At 64.0% G+C, this 16871-nt stretch carries 13 protein-coding genes and 1 tRNA gene; 9 read left to right on the forward strand and 5 right to left on the reverse strand.

The features are described from left to right. The 7 genes from AC1D1X_RS02775 to AC1D1X_RS02805 all read left to right on the forward strand — a co-directional run. Positions 1 to 224 (forward strand): hypothetical protein (locus AC1D1X_RS02775; protein WP_477697793.1); only part of this gene is annotated, 224 nt, incomplete at its 5' end. Between the two features lie 11 nt (positions 225 to 235). Then, positions 236 to 463 carry a hypothetical protein gene (locus tag AC1D1X_RS02780; protein ID WP_477668318.1) on the forward strand — a complete coding sequence of 76 codons (228 nt, stop codon included), beginning with the start codon at positions 236 to 238 and terminating at the stop codon, positions 461 to 463. 2 nt (positions 464 to 465) lie between these two features. Further along, entirely contained in the window at positions 466 to 1053 is a 588-nt protein-coding gene (locus AC1D1X_RS02785; RefSeq protein WP_477697794.1) for a GNAT family N-acetyltransferase, read from the forward strand. Positions 1054 to 1077: 24 nt separating this feature from the next. Then, the gene (locus tag AC1D1X_RS02790) at positions 1078 to 2292 is read left to right on the forward strand and encodes a vWA domain-containing protein (RefSeq protein WP_477668320.1); all 1215 of its coding nucleotides are present in this window, start codon (positions 1078 to 1080) and stop codon (positions 2290 to 2292) included. 49 nt (positions 2293 to 2341) lie between these two features. Beyond that, complete coding sequence (locus AC1D1X_RS02795) at positions 2342 to 4348, forward strand: autotransporter assembly complex protein TamA (protein ID WP_477668321.1); 2007 nt, start codon at positions 2342 to 2344, stop codon at positions 4346 to 4348. Beyond that, positions 4348 to 8331 carry a translocation/assembly module TamB domain-containing protein gene (locus tag AC1D1X_RS02800; protein ID WP_477668322.1) on the forward strand — a complete coding sequence of 1328 codons (3984 nt, stop codon included), beginning with the start codon at positions 4348 to 4350 and terminating at the stop codon, positions 8329 to 8331. The genes AC1D1X_RS02795 and AC1D1X_RS02800 overlap by 1 nt, the downstream gene beginning before the upstream one ends. A gap of 65 nt (positions 8332 to 8396) precedes the next feature. Then, a tRNA-Arg gene (locus AC1D1X_RS02805) sits at positions 8397 to 8471 on the forward strand. Between the two features lie 92 nt (positions 8472 to 8563). Here AC1D1X_RS02805 and AC1D1X_RS02810 read toward each other — a convergent pair. The 5 genes from AC1D1X_RS02810 to hutC are packed head-to-tail and all read right to left on the reverse strand — an operon-like array spanning position 8564 to position 13312. Further along, positions 8564 to 9967, reverse strand: coding sequence for a formimidoylglutamate deiminase (locus tag AC1D1X_RS02810; RefSeq protein WP_477668323.1), 1404 nt, complete (start codon positions 9965 to 9967; stop codon positions 8564 to 8566). Beyond that, positions 9957 to 10775, reverse strand: a complete 819-nt coding sequence (hutG, locus tag AC1D1X_RS02815; RefSeq protein WP_477668324.1) for an N-formylglutamate deformylase — start codon at positions 10773 to 10775, stop codon at positions 9957 to 9959. Before hutG ends, AC1D1X_RS02810 begins: the two co-directional genes overlap by 11 nt. Beyond that, a complete protein-coding gene (gene hutI / locus AC1D1X_RS02820; protein ID WP_477668325.1) occupies positions 10772 to 11986 on the reverse strand; it encodes an imidazolonepropionase in 1215 nt (404 codons plus the stop codon). Before hutI ends, hutG begins: the two co-directional genes overlap by 4 nt. After that, a complete protein-coding gene (locus AC1D1X_RS02825; RefSeq protein WP_477668326.1) occupies positions 11983 to 12543 on the reverse strand; it encodes a HutD/Ves family protein in 561 nt (186 codons plus the stop codon). Before AC1D1X_RS02825 ends, hutI begins: the two co-directional genes overlap by 4 nt. Before the next feature lie 58 nt (positions 12544 to 12601). Further along, positions 12602 to 13312 (reverse strand): histidine utilization repressor, encoded by a 711-nt coding sequence (gene hutC, locus AC1D1X_RS02830; protein ID WP_477648331.1) that lies wholly within the window; start codon positions 13310 to 13312, stop codon positions 12602 to 12604. A gap of 225 nt (positions 13313 to 13537) precedes the next feature. Here hutC and hutU point away from each other — a divergent pair, with 225 nt between their 5' ends. Further along, positions 13538 to 15244: a urocanate hydratase gene (hutU, locus tag AC1D1X_RS02835; RefSeq protein ID WP_477697795.1), complete on the forward strand. Its 1707-nt coding sequence runs from the start codon at positions 13538 to 13540 to the stop codon at positions 15242 to 15244. A gap of 84 nt (positions 15245 to 15328) precedes the next feature. Next, on the forward strand, positions 15329 to 16867 hold the full coding sequence (hutH, locus tag AC1D1X_RS02840) for a histidine ammonia-lyase (RefSeq protein WP_477668328.1): 1539 nt from the start codon (positions 15329 to 15331) through the stop codon (positions 16865 to 16867). Positions 16868 to 16871: the final 4 nt, after the last annotated feature.

The raw sequence follows: 16871 nt of genomic DNA on the forward strand, positions 1-16871 counted from the left end.
GACGTGACCCTGTTCGAGAAGCTGGTTTTCAAGCAGCGCAACAATCGCTGAACAACATGTACATCACAGAACCTATTGCGGAATTGCAGCTGATCAAGGTGCAGTACGGTGACATACAGGTAACTGTGAAAAATCAACAATCTTTTCGGCTAGCCCTCACAGTCCTTGATGAACTAGATCCGCAGACCCTGCAGCCAATCCGCAAAATTATTGTCGCCAGTTAGAGCTAACTCATATGAACCAAAAATCACTGCTGATCGAAGGCCTGTCGGACGCGGTCGGCTTTGTCGGCGGCGCGCTTCTCGGCTTTTGGGCCGGCCATCTGCTCGGCTTCGACATTTTTGAAGCCGGCTACGGCAACGGCGCCATCGCGGGCATCGTGCTGGTGGGCCTGGGCGGCGGCCTGGGGCTGCAAGTGGCCCGACGCTGGAGGAACCGGCAAAAACCCGAAGGAGAGAAGTAAGCATGGCGTTTGTCGAACCCGTGACCCTGGAATCGCGCGGCGTGAGCCTCGTACCGCTGACGCTGGCGCACGACGCAGGCCTCAAGGCCGCGGCCGCCGATGGCGAACTCTGGAAGCTGCGCATCACCTCGGTGCCCGAGCCTCACGAAACGCGCGGCTATATTGAAACCGCGCTGGCCACCAACAATCGCCTGGCCTTTGCAGTCACGGACGCCGCCTCTGGCGAAGTACAGGGCTCCACCAGTTACCACGACATCGTGCCCAACCTCAAACGCGTCGAGATTGGTTACACCTGGTACGCCGCGCGCTGCCAGCGCACCCATGTCAACACCACCTGCAAGCTGCTGATGCTGAGCCACGCCTTCGACACGCTGGGCTGCAATATCGTGGGCTGGCGCACCGACAACTTCAACCACGCTTCGCAGCGCGCCATCGAGCGCCTGGGCGCCCGCAAAGACGGCGTGCTGCGCGGCCATGCATTGCGCCGCGACGGCACGATCCGCGACACCGTGATGTATAGCCTGGCCGCAGGCGAATGGCCCGAAGTGAAAGCACAGTTGCTCTATCTTCTGGATAAGCCACGAGCCTGAAGCGCTTGCCGCCAAGGAGTTTCCATGCTGATCGATTTCTTCTACACCCTGCGCTCGGCCAAGCTGCCGGTCTCCGTCAAGGAATACCTGATGCTGCTCGAAGCACTGCAGGCAGGCGTCGTCGGCCCAAACAGCGACAAGCTCGAAGCGCACGAGGGCGAAGGCGCCTGGAAGATCGATGACTTCTATTACCTCAGCCGCACGGTGCTGGTGAAAGACGAAAAAAACTACGACAAATTCGACCGCGCCTTTGCCGCCTACTTCAAAGGCGTGGAAATGCTGGCCGACTTCACCAAAGACATCCCGCTCGAATGGCTGCGCAAAAACCTCGAGCTGGAACTCAGCCCCGAAGAAAAAGCCAAGATTGAGAAGATGGGCTGGGACGAACTCATGGAAACGCTCAAAAAGCGTTTTGAAGAGCAGAAAGAGCGCCACGAAGGCGGCAGCAAATGGATAGGCACGGGCGGCACATCGCCCTTTGGCGCGAACGGCTTCAACCCGCAAGGCATACGCATTGGCCAGGAGAAAAGCCGCAACAAAAGCGCCGTGAAAGTCTGGGACCAGCGCGCCTACAAGGACTACGACGACACCCAGGAGCTCGGCACGCGCAACATCAAGGTCGCGCTGCGCCGCTTGCGCAAGTTCGCACGCCAAGGCAATGTCGAAGAACTGGACCTGGACGACACCATACGTTCCACGGCGGCCAATGCCGGCTGGCTGGACATCAAGATGGTGCCCGAGCGTCACAACAATGTGAAGGTGCTGCTGCTGATGGACGTGGGCGGCACCATGGACGAGCACATCCATCGCGTCGAGGAAATGTTCTCTGCCGTGAAGGCCGAGTTCAAGCACCTCGAGTTTTATTACTTCCACAACTGCGTCTACGACTTCATGTGGAAGAACAACCGCCGCCGCTTCAGCGAGAAATTCCCGACCTGGGACATCATCCGCAAGTACAACAAGGATTACAAACTCATCTTCGTCGGCGATGCGACCATGAGCCCCTACGAAATCCTGCAGCCGGGTGGCAGCGTGGAATACAACAACGAAGAAGCCGGCGCCGAATGGATGCAGCGCCTGACCAACGCCTTCCCCAAATTCGCCTGGATCAACCCCGAACCGCAGGGTGTCTGGCAATACCGTCAGAGCATCAGCGTGATCCAGCAACTGGTTAACCAGCGCATGTACCCGCTGACCATCAAGGGCCTGGAAGAAGCCATGCGAATGCTCTCGAAGTAGCGTTCGCCTCCTACGCCTGAGCGCTGGGGCGCTCAAGTAAACTGCCTTCGTGACCCATCCAAGTACCCACAGTACCCACTGCGCACGGACGGCCACCCCGGCAGGATTGCCGACCAGCGCCGGCTTCATCCCTGCTTTCGCCCTCTCTGCGATATTTTTGGCGCCTTTGGCCGCCGCGCAAACGGCTGCGCCTGCGCAGTCCGGCAACACAGCGACACTGCCTTCCGGCGTCACACAAACCGCGCCAGCCCCACCTCCGCCCCCTCAGAAAGTCACGCCTGAGCCCACACCGCAGGGCTCTACCGGCCCAACCAGCGCTCAGCCTGAAGTTACGGCCTTTGACATCGCGGTGCGCGCGCCGCAGCCCATCAAGGAGCTGCTCGAAAGACACCTTGAGTTGCAACGCTACCGCGCTGTGACCGACCTGGACGAGGCCGAACTGGCCCGCCTGATCGTGCTGGCCGAGCGCAATGTGCGCAACCTGGTGGGCACGCTGGGTTATTTCAGCCCGACCATCGCCATTACGCGAGAAGGCGGCACCGCCGCGGGGTCAGGCCAGCGGCCGACCATTGTGGTCGCGGTGGAGCCGGGTCAGGCTACAACGGTCGGGCCGGTGGCAATCGACTTTGCAGGCGATATTGCCGAATCCCCCGACCCGGATGCGCAGGCCCAGCGCGCGGAAATCCAGCGCGACTGGCGTCTGCCCACGGGCCAACGCTTTACGCAGGACGCCTGGGACAGCGCCAAGACACAGGCCCTGCGCGACCTGGTTGCCCGCCGCTACCCGGCCGGCAAGCTGGCAGGCAGCCTGGCCGATGTGGACGCACCGGAGCACAGCGCAGCCCTGAGCCTCAAGCTCGACTCCGGCCCCCTCTACCGCCTGGGCCCCATGCAGGTCACAGGTGTCGAGCGCTACGACCCGGTGCTGGTGCCGCGCCTGGCACGCCTCAATGCCGGCGCCATGTACGACCAGAAGCAGCTGACCGAAGCGCAGCAGCGGCTGGCTTCCAGCGGTTATTTCGATTCGGCTTATATCTTTGTCGATCCCGAAAGCGATCCGCAGGCAGCGCCCGTCCAGGTACAGGTGCGCGAAGCCAAACTGCAGAAGGTCATTCTGGGCGTGGGCGTTACCACCGACAGCGGGCCGCGCGCCTCGATTGAGCACACACACCTGCGCGTGCCGGGCACCAATTGGCGCGCCGTCACCAAACTGCAACTCGAAAAGAAATCACCTTTCGCCCAGACCGAATGGACCTCGATTCCCGATGAGGCCAGCTGGCGCTGGGTGGCCCTGGCGCGCACCGAACGTGTCGACGACAACGAGCTCGTCACCCGCTCCGGGCGCCTGCGCTTTGGCCGCACGCAGGCCGGCGAACGCATAGACCGCAACATCTATTTGCAATACGACAGGGCGAGCGTGAGCGGCAGCGGCCAGATCAACAGCTCCGCCGCCGATATCGGCGACGGCTCGGCCCTGACCGCCAACTATGTCTGGACGGGTCGCTACTTCGACAGCCTGCCATTCCCGAGCAAGGGCTACGGCCTGGGCTTTGAACTCGGCGCCGGCAGCACCATGGGGTCGCAGCACCTGCCTCTCACCCGCGCCGTGGGCCGCTGGCTCGGCATTGTGCCGCTGGAGCGGGGCCGCATCGCCATGCGCGCCGAGGGCGGCGCCGTGCTGGCCAAAGACTCGGCGCGCATTCCCGGCACCTTGCTGTTCCGAACGGGCGGCGACACCACCGTCCGCGGCTACGGCTATCGTGACATCGGCATCAAACTGGACAACGGTGTGACTGGGCCGGGCCGCTACATGGCGGTGGGCAGCGTGGAATACCAGCGCCCGATGCTGCGCGACGGCCGGCCCAGCGAATGGGAGAACACTTTCTTCATCGATGCAGGCGCCGTGGCAGACAACCCCAAAGACATGAAACCTTCCGTCGGCATCGGCACCGGCGTGCGCTGGAAAAGCCCTATCGGGCCGCTGCAGATTGACCTGGCCTATGGTGTGAAAGTCAAACAGCTGCGCCTGCACGTCAGCGTGGGATTTGTTTTCTGATGGACACGCCGAAGACCTCGATTCCTCCAGCCGCACCGGGGCCTGCACGCCCACCACGGCGCTGGCTGCGCGTCACAGCCTGGACCGCAGGCAGCGTGGTGGTGCTGGCTATCGGCGTCACTGCAGGCGCCTGGTGGTGGGCCGGCACCGACGGCTCACTGGCCACCGCATTGAACTGGATCGCTCGAACCCAGCCGCTGAGCGCCGAACGCGTGACAGGCTCGTTACGCGCGGGCGGGCATGTTGACCAACTGGTGTGGCAGCAAGATGGCTTGCGTGTGGATGTGAGAGATGTCACCCTCGCCTGGCAACCGTGGTCGCTGCTGCACGGCACGCTGGAGGTCAACCGGCTGGCTGCAGCCAGCGTGCAGGTCAACGATCAACGCTCGCCCTCGACCACGCCGTCGGTGCCGCCTTCAGCGCTGGGCTTGCCGCTGCCGGTGGTGCTTGACGGGTTTTCCATCGGGCAGTTTCAATGGACGGGCGGCGCGGCGTTTTCAGCCTCCGCCATCACTGGAAACTATGCGTTCAAGGGCATAGACCACCAGCTGGAATTGCTCAGCGCGCAGGTAGCGCACGGCCGCTACAACGGGCGCGCGACCTTATCGTCACACAGCCCGTTGAAGCTTGATGCCAGTCTGGCAGGCGCACTGGACACGCAGATTCCCGGCACAAAAGCGCCCGTGCCGCTGGCTTTCAAAGCCACGGCCCACGGCCCCCTCACCGAACTGCTGGTGAAGGCCGAGCTGCAAGTGAGCGCTCAGCCTTCCGCCACATCACCCCGCAAAAACCAGCGGCAACCACAGGCAACTGCAACAGCACGCGTGATGCCCTGGGCTCCACAACCCCTGCCGCAAGCTGATGCGGATTTTCGTGACCTGGATGTAGCAGCCTTCTGGCCCGAAGGCCCACAAACCTTGCTGACGGGCAGCGCCAACGTGCGGCCTGCAGCCTCTGCAAGTTCACCGGCAAGCGCTTCATCGACATCCGCCTGGCAGTTGCAACTGCAACTGGCCAATTCCCTGCCTGGCCCCTGGGACCAGCACAAGCTGCCCCTGGATCGGCTGGAAATCCAAGGCGAGTGGCGTAGCGGCATGGCCATGGTGCGCACGCTCAAGGCTCAGTTGGGCGGCGGCGAGCTGCTGGCCAGCGGCGAGTGGGCTGATGCGCCCACCACATCCCTTGCAGCACCCGCGTGGAAGCTGCGGGCAACGCTCCAACACGTCAACCCGGCCCTCTTGCACAGCCAACTGGCGCCGCTGCCGCTGGACGGCAAAGCCGACATCCGCAGCCAGGGCCCGGTCATAAGCTTTGACGCAAACGTGCAGGCAGCACGCAATGACGCCAGCGCCAGGAACAATCCGCTGGGCCAGCTGCGCCTGCGCGATGCCAGTGCCACCGGCAGCTGGAATGCCGAACAGGCCGGCGGCACGCTGGTGCTGTCGGCTCTGCGCGTACGCACCGACGACGCCGAGCTGGCAGGTCAGCTTGAGGCCCAACCCAGCGCAAAAGGCGGCAAGGGAAAACTCACACTGACAGCCCCCGGACTGGACGCTCAACTGCAAGGGGAACTGCGGCAAACCAGCGGCAAAGGCGACGTGAGCCTGCGCGGCCGCGACATGGCGCAAGCCCTGCGCTGGCTGCAAAAACTCCCGGGCCTGCCCGCATCATTGAAGAGCGCATCGGCGAGCGGCAGCGCCGAACTGCAAGCCAGCTGGCAAGGTGGCTGGCAAGATCCGGCCTTGCAGGCACGGCTGGACCTGCCTTCACTTGACTGGCGCATGGCAACGCCTGCGCCCGCCGCTGCGACAACTTCCAGCACAGCAGGAACAGCACCAGTCGCTACCGCAGAGGCCCTGAAAATCCGCGCCTTCCAGGCCACGCTTTCCGGCCGCCTGAGCCAGGCACAGCTGGCCACGCAAGGCCGCATGGAAGCAGGCCAGCGCCGCTACACCCTGCAGCTGGCGGCAGAAGGCGGGCGACTCAACAACGGCGCCGCACGCAACGCCCCGCTCGCTGAATCCGCGTGGCAAGGCCTGGTCAAGCAGCTCAGTGTGAGTGTGGAAGACCCCACGCTGGGCAAGGGGGCCTGGCAGCTCAAGACCCGCAGCACCGTGCCGCTCAAGTGGACGCCCGCGCGCAATGGTGACCTGTTTGAAAGCGGCGCGGGAGAAGCCCTTCTGGTCGCGCCGCCTTCGGGCGCATCCACCAGTGCCCCTTCGCAGGCCACGCTGGCGTGGCAACCGGTTCGCTGGCGGCCGGGCCGTGAACTCGTCACCGCCGGCAAGCTCAGCGGCCTGCCGCTGGCCTGGATAGAACTGCTGGCCGGCCCGCAAATGGCCGGCGCAGGCCTGGGCGGCACCCTGCTGCTGGATGGCGACTGGGACGCCACGCTGGGTGACACGCTGCGCCTGAAAGTCAGCCTCGCACGCAGCAGCGGCGACATCACCGTGCAAGCCGAAACCGTGCAAGGCATGGCGGCGCGCGTGGCGGCCGGCGTGAAGGAAGCGCGCCTCTCGCTGCAAAGCGAAGGCGAGGCCGTCACGCTGGCGCTGCGCTGGGACAGCGAACGCGCGGGCACGGCAGACGGCCAGCTCAGGACCCGTTTGGCCCGCGCGCCAGCCACCGCCGGCGGCGGCTGGCTCTGGCCGGCCGATGCACCGCTGGCCGGCCAGCTGCGCGCCCAGCTGCCGCGCATCGGCGTGTGGTCAGTGCTGGCGCCGCCGGGCTGGCGGCTGCGCGGCTCGCTGGGCGCTGACGTCGCGATCAGCGGCACCCGCGCCGCGCCGCAACTGGCCGGCGACCTGCAGGCCAACGACCTCGCCCTGCGCTCGGTGGTAGACGGCATCGAATTCGGCAACGGCCGCCTGCGCGCCAAACTCGACGGCACGCGCATGCGCATCAACGAGTTCACGCTGCAGGGCGCGGGCGACAAGGGCACGGGCGGCGTTCTCACGGCCCAGGGCGAAGCCGGCTGGGTGGAGGGCAAGCCGCAGGTGCAGCTCACGGCCAGGCTCGAAAGCTTGCGGGCCAGCATCCGTACCGACCGGCAACTGACGGTATCGGGCGAGGTGCAGGCCGGCCTCAAGGGACAACAAACTGAACTCACCGGCAAGCTGGTGATCGACCAGGCCCGCATCATCCTGCCCGACGAAGGTACGCCGCAACTCGGCGACGACGTGGTGGTGCGCACCACCCGCGGCGCGGCGGCGGGCCAAAAGGCACCCGCGCAGACCAGCGACGAAATCGCCGACCGCGACGCGCGCCCCGTCAAACTGGCGGTGGAGCTTGACCTGGGCCGCGACTTCCGCATCCAGGGCAAGGGCATAGACACGCGTGTGCGCGGCACGCTGGCCCTGAGCGGTGAAACGCTGCGCGAGCCCCGGCTCAACGGCACCATCAACACGGCAGGCGGCCAGTACCGCGCCTACGGCCAGCGCCTGGATGTGGAGCAAGGCATGCTGCGCTTTACCGGCGCCATCGACAACCCTTCGCTCGATATCCTGGCGATTCGCCCCAACCTCACGCAGCGCGTGGGCGTGCAAATTACCGGCACCGCCCTGCTGCCGCGCGTGCGCCTGTACGCGCAACCCGAGCTGCCCGACGCCGAAAAACTCTCGTGGCTGGTGGTGGGCCGCTCGTCGGCTTCAGGCGGAGCCGAAGCCGCGCTACTGCAGCAGGCCGCCCTGGCCCTGCTGGGTAGCAAAGGCGGCGGCATGTCGGGCGGCCTGGCTGCCTCGCTGGGACTGGACGAGCTGTCCTACCGCGGCGCATCCAGCAACACGGACGGCACCACGACAGAAGGCGCCGTCACGCTGGGCAAGCGCTTTTCGCGCAATTTCTACGCCGCCTATGAGCGCACCGTGACCGGCGCACTGGGCACGCTCTACGTGTTTTACGACCTCTCGCAACGCTTCACCGTGCGCGCCCAGGCCGGCCAGCAAAGCGCGGTGGACCTGATCTTCACCGTGCCTTACGACTGAGGTGATTCCTGAGGGCGAGGCCGGCTTTCGCCACCGAATACAATTGCAGCTTCTCCAAGAGAAGTGCCGCCATAGTTCAATGGATAGAACGAGTGCCTCCTAAGCGCTAGATACAGGTTCGATTCCTGTTGGTGGTACCACATACTCCTGTTTTAATAGCTGCTTGCGCCCGTCACTATTGGCCCGGAACGCTATTTCGCACATAAAAGTGCAACTGGCGACCTTTGACCTTTCAACGCCATAGTTCGCGCATGGCCTGGCTGAAGTTTTCTGCGAGCTGCCGCCTTTTCTCTGCACCTGGCCCGCTGGCCAGTACACGCTCCCCGGCTACAAATACCTCGCCAACCACTCCGCCTGGGCTCGAAAACACCAGCGCATCCAGCAGATGGTGAACCGGCACACCCAGCAACGCGGGCGAACCGGGATCCAGCGTCATGAAGTCCGCCCGATGCCCGGGCGCGAAACCACCCTGCATCCGGCCAGTTGCGGGGAAACCGCCCACCAGTGCGGATTCGAACAAGCCAGCCGCGCTGCTCTCGTGGCCCAGGATGCGGGCGGCGATGTTGCGCTGACGCAGCGTGAGGCGTTGCGAATATTCCAGCAGGCGCAGCTCTTCAGGCCAGCTGCGGGTGACGTGGCTGTCGGAGCCTATGGACCACTTGCCGCCTGCGGCTGCGTAGGCCGGCAAATCAAACACGCCGTCGCCCAGATTTGCTTCAGTTGCGGGGCAAATCACAATGGAGGCGCCTTTGCCCTGCACGCCTTGCAACTCGGCCGGTGTCGAGTGAGTGGCGTGCACCAGGTTCCAGCGGGCATCGACATCGGCGTTGTTGAGTAGCCATTCAATCGGGCGCTGGCCGGTGTGCGCCAGGCAGTCATCGACTTCCTGCGTCTGCTCAGCGATGTGGATGTGTACCGGCAGGCCGGCTGCTTTGGCTGCGCCTGTGAGCTCATGCAGCGCAGCCGGGCTGGCCGCGCGTAATGAATGCACGGCCACACCAGTATTGATGCGCGCGTCGCCCTTTGTCTGGCGCTGGATGTCTTCGACCATGCGCATGACGCTCTCGGGCGTCGATGAAAAACGGCGCTGGTCTTCCCGCAAACCCGTTGCCTTGAAGCCCGAGCGCATGTAGAGCGTGGGCAGCAAGGTGAGGCCAATACCCGTGCGCTGCGCGGCGCGCACAAGCGCCAGCGACATTTCTATCGGGTTGGCATAGGGCGCGCCGCTGATGTCGTTATGCAGGTAGTGGAAGTCACAGACCTGGGTATAGCCGCCGGCCAGCAGCTCGGCATAGAGCTGGCTTGCAATCGCTTCGAGCTGTTCGGGCGTGATGCGGTTGGCCGCGGTGTACATGCGGTCGCGCCAGCTCCAGAAATCGTCGGATGCATGGGCGCCCTCGCTGCGCCGCTCCGTCAGGCCCGCCATCGCGCGCTGAAAGGCATGGCTGTGCGCATTGACCAAACCAGGCAGGATCGGGCCAGGCAGACGCGTGGCGCCTTCTTGCTGCTGCGCCGTGGCGCCGGGCTCCACACTTTGCCAGGTGCCGTTGCCGGCGACCGTCAGCAGTACGTCTTTGGCCCATGCACCCTGCACCCAGGCCGCTTCGGTGAAAAACCGGCTTGCTTCACTTTTCATAGCAGCACACGCAAGCCAGCAGGGCGCTGAAGACCATTTTCTCTAACAAAGGCTGAACTTTCGATGCCAGCATTTCGTCGTACGCGTAGGGAGGCGCTTCCTGCATATAGAGGCTCTGGCACATCTCAAGCTGCACGGCATGCACATCGCTGTCCGGCTGGCCGTAGTGGCGCGTGATGTAGCCCCCCTTGAAGCGGCCGTTAACGGCGGTGGTGATATGGGGCGCGGCGGCGCAGGCCTGTACCACTGCAGCGGTGATGGTTTCATTCGCACTCGCACCGCTGGCCGTGCCGATGTTGAGATCGGGCAGCTTGCCTTCAAAGAGCCAGGGAATTTGCGAACGGATGCTGTGCGCATCCCACAACAAGGCAAAGCCGTGCTGGGCTTTCAGCCGCGCCAGCTCACCGGCCAGTGCCGAATGGTAGGGCTGCCAGTAGGCCTCGCGACGGCGCGCGCGTTCTTCGGGTGCGGGCTCGTGGCCTGCTTTGTAAAGCGGCGCGCCACTGAAAAAGTGCGTGGGGCACAGCTCGGTGTTGGATGCACCGGGGTACATGGGCACATCGTCGGGCGGGCGGTTCAGGTCAATCACATAACGCGAATAGTGCGGCCGCAATACGCTGGCGCCCAGCGCCGGCAAAAAGTTGTAGAGCAGATGCAAATGCCAGTCGGTGTCCTCGACCCGGAGGGCTTCATCGGTGTAGCCGCCCTTGAGTTCGGCCGGTATCTCGGTGCCGATGTGCGGCATGCTGACCAGCAGCGGAACCGTACCCTGGTGCAATGTAAAAACTTCGCTCGAGCGTTCGTTCATAAGACCTGGCCCTTGAAAACTGTTTGAAAGCGCGGGTTCGCGCCAAAGGCGTAGCTCAGCTCCGCCGGCCGCTCAACACCCCACAGCACAAAATCAGCCCGCATGCCGGCGGCCAGCACGCCCCGGTCGCGCAGACCTAGCGCAGCGGCGGCATGGCGCGTGACGCCGGCCAGCGCTTCTTCAGGCGTCAGGCGGAACAGCGTGCACGCCATGTTGAGCATCAGCAGCAAAGAGGTGCAGGGCGAGCTGCCCGGGTTGCAGTCGGTAGAAATCGCCATCGCCACGCCGTGCTCGCGCAGCAAGGCCATAGGCGGCAACTTCGTTTCACGCAAGAAATAAAACGCACCGGGCAACAGCACCGCCACGGAACCGGCGGCCGCCATCGCCTGCGCGCCCTCAGCCGACAACCACTCCAGGTGGTCGCAGCTGAGCGCGCCATAGCGCGCCGCGAGCTGCGCGCCACCACTGTCGCTGAGCTGCTCGGCATGCAGCTTGACAGGAACGCCCAGGGCCTTGGCCGCGGCAAAAACCCGCTCGGTCTGCGCGGGGCTGAAAGCAATGCGCTCGCAAAACGCGTCGACCGCATCAACCAGTCCTTCGGCGTGCAGCGCCGGCAGCATTTCCAGTACGGCATCAACATAGGCGTCAGTGCGCCCGGCGAATTCAGCCGGCACCGCATGGGCACCCAAAAAAGTGGTGCGAATATCCACCGCATGGGTTTTCCCCAGCGCGCGCGCCACCGACAGCGTCTTGCGTTCATGCTCCAGCGCCAGGCCATAGCCGGACTTGATCTCGAGTGTGGTCACGCCTTCGGCAATCAATCGTTGAAGCCTGGCCGCACTCTGCGCTTGAAGTTGCTGCGTGCTGGCGGAGCGAGTCGCCTTCACGGTCGAGGCGACGCCGCCACCGGCAAGGGCAATCTCTTCATAGGTCGCGCCGTTCAAGCGCAACTCGAATTCGTGGGCGCGGTCGCCACCGTAGACAAGATGGGTGTGGCAATCGATGAGACCGGGAGTGACCAATGCACCGCCGGCGTCATGCTGCGTTGTGCAGCGAGCGAAAAGGTCTGCAGGCACATCAGCACGTGGGCCCACCCACACGATGGATTCGCCCTCCACCACCAGCGCAGCATCTTCAATCAACCCATAAGGCTGTGCGGCGCCGGCTTGCAGCGTGGCCGCGCGGCAGTTGGTCCAGAGTTGCAGGCTCATGCGGGTATCTCCATCCAGAGGGCTTGCTCTGCAGCGATGCGAACCGCAGCGCTACCCGTTACCGTGCGCCAGGCCAGCGCCGCTGGTTCCAGCTGCAAAACTTCTTCATCAAATAACACTGTAGCGCTTGATCCGTATGCGTACACAGCTATCGTTTTCATAGCATGCAGGGTTTCTGAAAAACGTCCTGCCACGCGAACCATGCGGGAAGGCGCGTTGCCCCGGCGCACCATCAGGTTGAAATCGCGCGTCTTGCCGTCAATCAAGCCGCAACCGGTTTCCGCAGCGCCATCAAAAAAGAGCGGCGCGTCGCTGGCTGTTACGCGGTGCGGCACACCCGCTACGTCCAGGTGAACCCCCGCGCCTTCAAGCACCGCGAACCAGCGCTCGATGCCTTCGAACTTCGAAAACGGTCCGCTCTTGTCCACATCCGCCACCGACATGCGCCACGCCCAGTCACCCGCATCTGGCCACATGGCCAGCTCACGCGTGACGCCACCGCCATTGCGCCACGGCGTCGCGGGGATGTCGACCAGCCGCACGATGTTCCAGCTCATTGAGGAAACCTCCGCGCCACAGCGCTGGGGTATGAGCCCATGGGACAGCCCGGCGGGCTCATGCCTGAAACTTCCCGGCAAAACTGTAACGAGAGCCTGGGTACACCAGGCGCGCCACACTGGCGATGTTGCTGCCGCTCACGGTGCGCCGCATCATGGCGAGGCACGCCTCTGCGGGCTTGATGTCCAGGTGTTTGGCCTCCAACGCCGAGGGCAGGCAGGCCTCAATGGAATAGCTGGCCTCGGTGAGCGGCGCCTGCTCGAGCAAATGGTGGGTGGGTGTGGTCTGGGTGAAGTCGGTCTTTAAATAATCAGGTGCCGCCGCCGGGTTCACATATCGGTCTTCATACTGAATCGGCACGCCGTTCTCCAGGTGAATCAATATCGTGTGAAACACCCGCCCGCCCGGCCGCAAGCCCAGGGTGCGCGCCAGGTCGGCGCTGGCTTTTTCAGATTCAGCGAGCAGCACGCGCGAAGTGTGTACGTGCCCCCGTTCCACCACTTCCTCATGAATGTCACGAATGGTCAGTGTGGAGGAAATGCGGTGCAGCTCCGCCACAAAAGTGCCGGAGCCCTGGATGCGCGTAACCATGCCCTCGCCCATCAACTCGCGCAGCGCCCGGTTGACCGTCATGCGGCTCACGCCGAACTGCTCCATGAGCACGGCTTCGCTGGGCACCGGGTCGCCGGGCTTCCAGGTGCCGGCACTGATGCGTTTTTTGATGAATGCCTTGACCTGACCGTAGGCAGGCAGTGGTGTGGTGGCCATGGTTCAGCGGAGTGCTCGCGTGTGTAAAAAATCATTGTCACCGCAAAAGTCCCGACCTTTCATCGGCCGGTCAGGGTTGCCGGCCCGGCTTTTGCGCACAAACCATAGATTACCGCAGTTGACACAAGTTGTATAGACAACTACGATTTATCCTGTCGCCGGTTGATTCCTTTTTTCTGGTGCTGTGAAATTCCCCTGTTATCCCGTCTTCTCCGGAGCAGTCTCATGTCCGATCTTTCCCAAACCCCTTTTCTGGATAGCAAGGCCCGCCCCGTGCGCGCGCCCCGCGGCAGCACCCTTACCTGCGCCAACTGGCAAATCGAGGCGGCCTACCGCATGATCCAGAACAACCTGGACCCGGAAGTCGCCGAAAACCCTGACGAGCTCGTGGTGTACGGCGGCATTGGCAAGGCAGCCCGCAACTGGCCGGCCTTTGACGCCATCCTTGATTCCCTGCGCAAACTCACAGCCGACGAAACCCTGCTGGTGCAGTCGGGCAAGCCGGTCGGCGTGTTCCGCACCCACACGGGCGCGCCGCGCGTGCTGATCGCCAATTCCAACCTGGTACCCAAGTGGGCGACCTGGGAGCATTTCAACGAACTGGACCGCGCGGGCCTGATGATGTACGGCCAGATGACGGCCGGCAGCTGGATCTACATCGGCACCCAGGGCATCGTTCAGGGCACGTATGAAACTTTTGTGGAAGCCGGCCGCCAGCATTTCAACGGCGATCTCGCAGGCCGCTGGGTGCTGACCGCCGGCCTGGGCGGCATGGGCGGCGCGCAGCCGCTGGCCGCTACCTTTGCCGGCGCCTGCTCGCTCAACATCGAGTGCCAGCAGTCCAGCATCGACTTCCGGCTGCGCACGCGCTATGTCGACAAGCAGGCCAAAGACCTTGACGAAGCGCTGGAGATGATCAAGCACCACACCTCGCGCAAAGAAGCCGTCTCCATCGCCCTGTGCGGCAACGCGGCGGAGATCGTTCCGGAGCTGGTCAAGCGCGCCAAAGCCGGCGGCATACGCCCCGACATCGTCACTGACCAGACCTCTGCCCACGACATCATCAATGGCTACCTGCCCGCAGGCTGGTCGGTCGCGCAATGGCGCGCCGCGCAAAAAGACCCTGCCCAGCACGCCGCACTGACAAAAGCCGCTGGCGAATCCTGCGTGGCGCACGTCAAAGCCATGCTGGCCTTCCACGAAATGGGCATTCCCACGGTGGACTATGGCAACAACCTGCGTCAGGTCGCCAAGGATTTCGGCGTCGAAAACGCCTTTGACTACCCCGGCTTTGTGCCCGCCTACATTCGCCCGCTCTTTTGCCGCGGCGTCGGCCCCTTCCGCTGGGTGGCACTCTCAGGCGACCCGGAAGACATCCAAAAAACCGACGCGAAGATGAAAGAACTCTTTCCCAACAACAAGCACCTGCACCGCTGGCTGGACATGGCCGAAGAGCGCATCGCCTTCCAGGGCCTGCCGGCGCGCATCTGCTGGATAGGACTGGGCGAGCGTCACCTGGCAGGCCTGGCCTTTAACGAGATGGTGAAAAACGGTGAGCTCAAAGGCCCCATCGTGATCGGCCGCGACCACTTGGACAGCGGCTCCGTCGCCTCGCCCAACCGCGAGACCGAGGCCATGAAAGACGGCAGCGATGCCGTGAGCGACTGGCCGTTGCTGAACGCGCTGCTCAACACCGCCAGCGGCGCAACCTGGGTCAGCCTGCACCATGGCGGCGGCGTCGGCATGGGCTATTCGCAGCACTCGGGCGTGGTCATCGTGTGCGACGGCACTGCCGAGGCGTCGGAAAAGCTCGCGCGTGTGCTATTCAACGACCCGGCGACCGGCGTGATGCGCCATGCCGACGCGGGTTATGACATCGCGAAACAAAGCGCCACAGACAACGGGCTGAACCTGCCCATGATGGGACGCTGAAGCGTGGCGTTCCGCTCGAACCACGCGCCAGTATGGCCGGCGGCGCATAGCCGCCCCCTTTGACGAAACCCGGACATCTCCCTCATGAACATCCAACCTGGCTATCTCACGCTGTCCCAGCTTCGGCAAATCCACACCAGGCGTGAAACACTCGCCATTGACCTGTCTGCTGTAGCGGGCATTCGCGCCAGTGCAGCCCTGGTACAGCAGGCGGCACAGGGTGGTGCCGCCGTCTACGGCGTCAACACCGGCTTTGGCAAGCTGGCCAATCAGCGCATAGCGCAGGCCGACCTCGAAATCCTGCAACTTAACCTGCTACGGTCTCACGCCGTGGGTGTGGGCGAGCCCATGCCCGAGCGCGTGGTGCGACTGGTGCTGCTGCTCAAGGCCGCGAGCCTGGCACGCGGTTATTCCGGTGTGCGAGAAGTCGTGATCGATACACTGATAGCGCTCTACAACAAAGGCCTGACGCCGGTGATCCCCTGCCAGGGCTCGGTAGGCGCTTCGGGCGACCTGGCCCCCTTGGCCCACCTGTGCCTGCCACTCATTGGCGAAGGCGAAGTCTTCTACCAAGGTGAGCGCATGGCCGCGGGTGATGCGCTCAAACAGGTATCCATCACGCCGGTGAAGTTGTCGGCCAAGGAAGGCCTGGCGCTGATCAACGGCACTCAGGTCTCGACCGCGCTGGCGCTGGATGCACTGCTCGCCACCGACCGCCTGTTTGAAGCCGCTGTGATCTCGGGCGCCGTCACGCTGGACGCTGCGCGCGGCAGCGACGGCCCGTTTGACCCACGCATCCACGCCGTGCGCGGCCAACCGGGCCAGATCGACTGCGCTGCGGCCTACCGCGCCATCATGGTGGGCAGCGAGATTCGCCGCTCGCACCTCGAAGGCGACGACCGCGTGCAAGACCCTTACTGCCTGCGCTGCCAGCCACAGGTGATGGGTGCCTGCCTGGACCAGATGCGTTACGCCACGCAGGTGCTAATGCGCGAAGCCAATGCCGTGACCGACAACCCGCTGGTGTTTGCTGACGATGCAACGCTGCTCTCCGGGGGGAATTTCCATGCGGAGCCGGTCGCATTGGCTTGCGACGCGCTGGCAGTCGCCATCGCCGAAATCGGAGCCATCACAGAGCGCCGCATCGCCATGCTGGTCGACACCGTAGCCTCGCGCCTGCCGGCCTTTCTGACACCCGAGCCGGGCCTCAATTCCGGCTTCATGATCGTGCATGTCACTGCCGCAGCACTGGCGTCAGAGAACAAATCACTCGCCCACCCGGCCAGCGTGGACAGCCTGCCAACATCGGCCAATCAGGAAGACCATGTGAGTATGGCCACATTCGCGGCGCGCCGGTTGCAACCCATGCTGCGCAACACCGAATACATCGTGGCGATCGAACTGCTGGCTGCCGCACAAGGTATTGAATTTCTGCGACCGCTCAAGAGTTCCACCGTGCTGGAGGGTGTGCTGCAACTGGTGCGCCAGGTCTCGCCGGCCATGATGCATGACCGCAGCCTTGCGCCCGACATGGAGAAGGTGCACCAATTGGTGGCGGGCGGGCTGATTGGTCTGGCCGGTGAAGCGCAAATCACCGAGCTAACGGCCTTGCGGCTGGCATGAAGCC

The sequence above is a fragment of the Polaromonas sp. P1_G4 genome (genome assembly GCF_056405475.1).

Coding starts and splice junctions, on each gene's coding strand:
- AC1D1X_RS02780 (WP_477668318.1), top strand. CDS start 236: ATGAACCAAAAATCACTGCTGATCGAAGGCCTGTCGGACGCGGTCGGC.
- AC1D1X_RS02785 (WP_477697794.1), top strand. CDS start 466: ATGGCGTTTGTCGAACCCGTGACCCTGGAATCGCGCGGCGTGAGCCTC.
- AC1D1X_RS02790 (WP_477668320.1), top strand. CDS start 1,078: ATGCTGATCGATTTCTTCTACACCCTGCGCTCGGCCAAGCTGCCGGTC.
- AC1D1X_RS02800 (WP_477668322.1), top strand. CDS start 4,348: ATGGACACGCCGAAGACCTCGATTCCTCCAGCCGCACCGGGGCCTGCA.
- AC1D1X_RS02810 (WP_477668323.1), bottom strand. CDS start 9,967: ATGAAAAGTGAAGCAAGCCGGTTTTTCACCGAAGCGGCCTGGGTGCAG.
- hutG (WP_477668324.1), bottom strand. CDS start 10,775: ATGAACGAACGCTCGAGCGAAGTTTTTACATTGCACCAGGGTACGGTT.
- hutI (WP_477668325.1), bottom strand. CDS start 11,986: ATGAGCCTGCAACTCTGGACCAACTGCCGCGCGGCCACGCTGCAAGCC.
- AC1D1X_RS02825 (WP_477668326.1), bottom strand. CDS start 12,543: ATGAGCTGGAACATCGTGCGGCTGGTCGACATCCCCGCGACGCCGTGG.
- hutC (WP_477648331.1), bottom strand. CDS start 13,312: ATGGCCACCACACCACTGCCTGCCTACGGTCAGGTCAAGGCATTCATC.
- hutU (WP_477697795.1), top strand. CDS start 13,538: ATGTCCGATCTTTCCCAAACCCCTTTTCTGGATAGCAAGGCCCGCCCC.
- hutH (WP_477668328.1), top strand. CDS start 15,329: ATGAACATCCAACCTGGCTATCTCACGCTGTCCCAGCTTCGGCAAATC.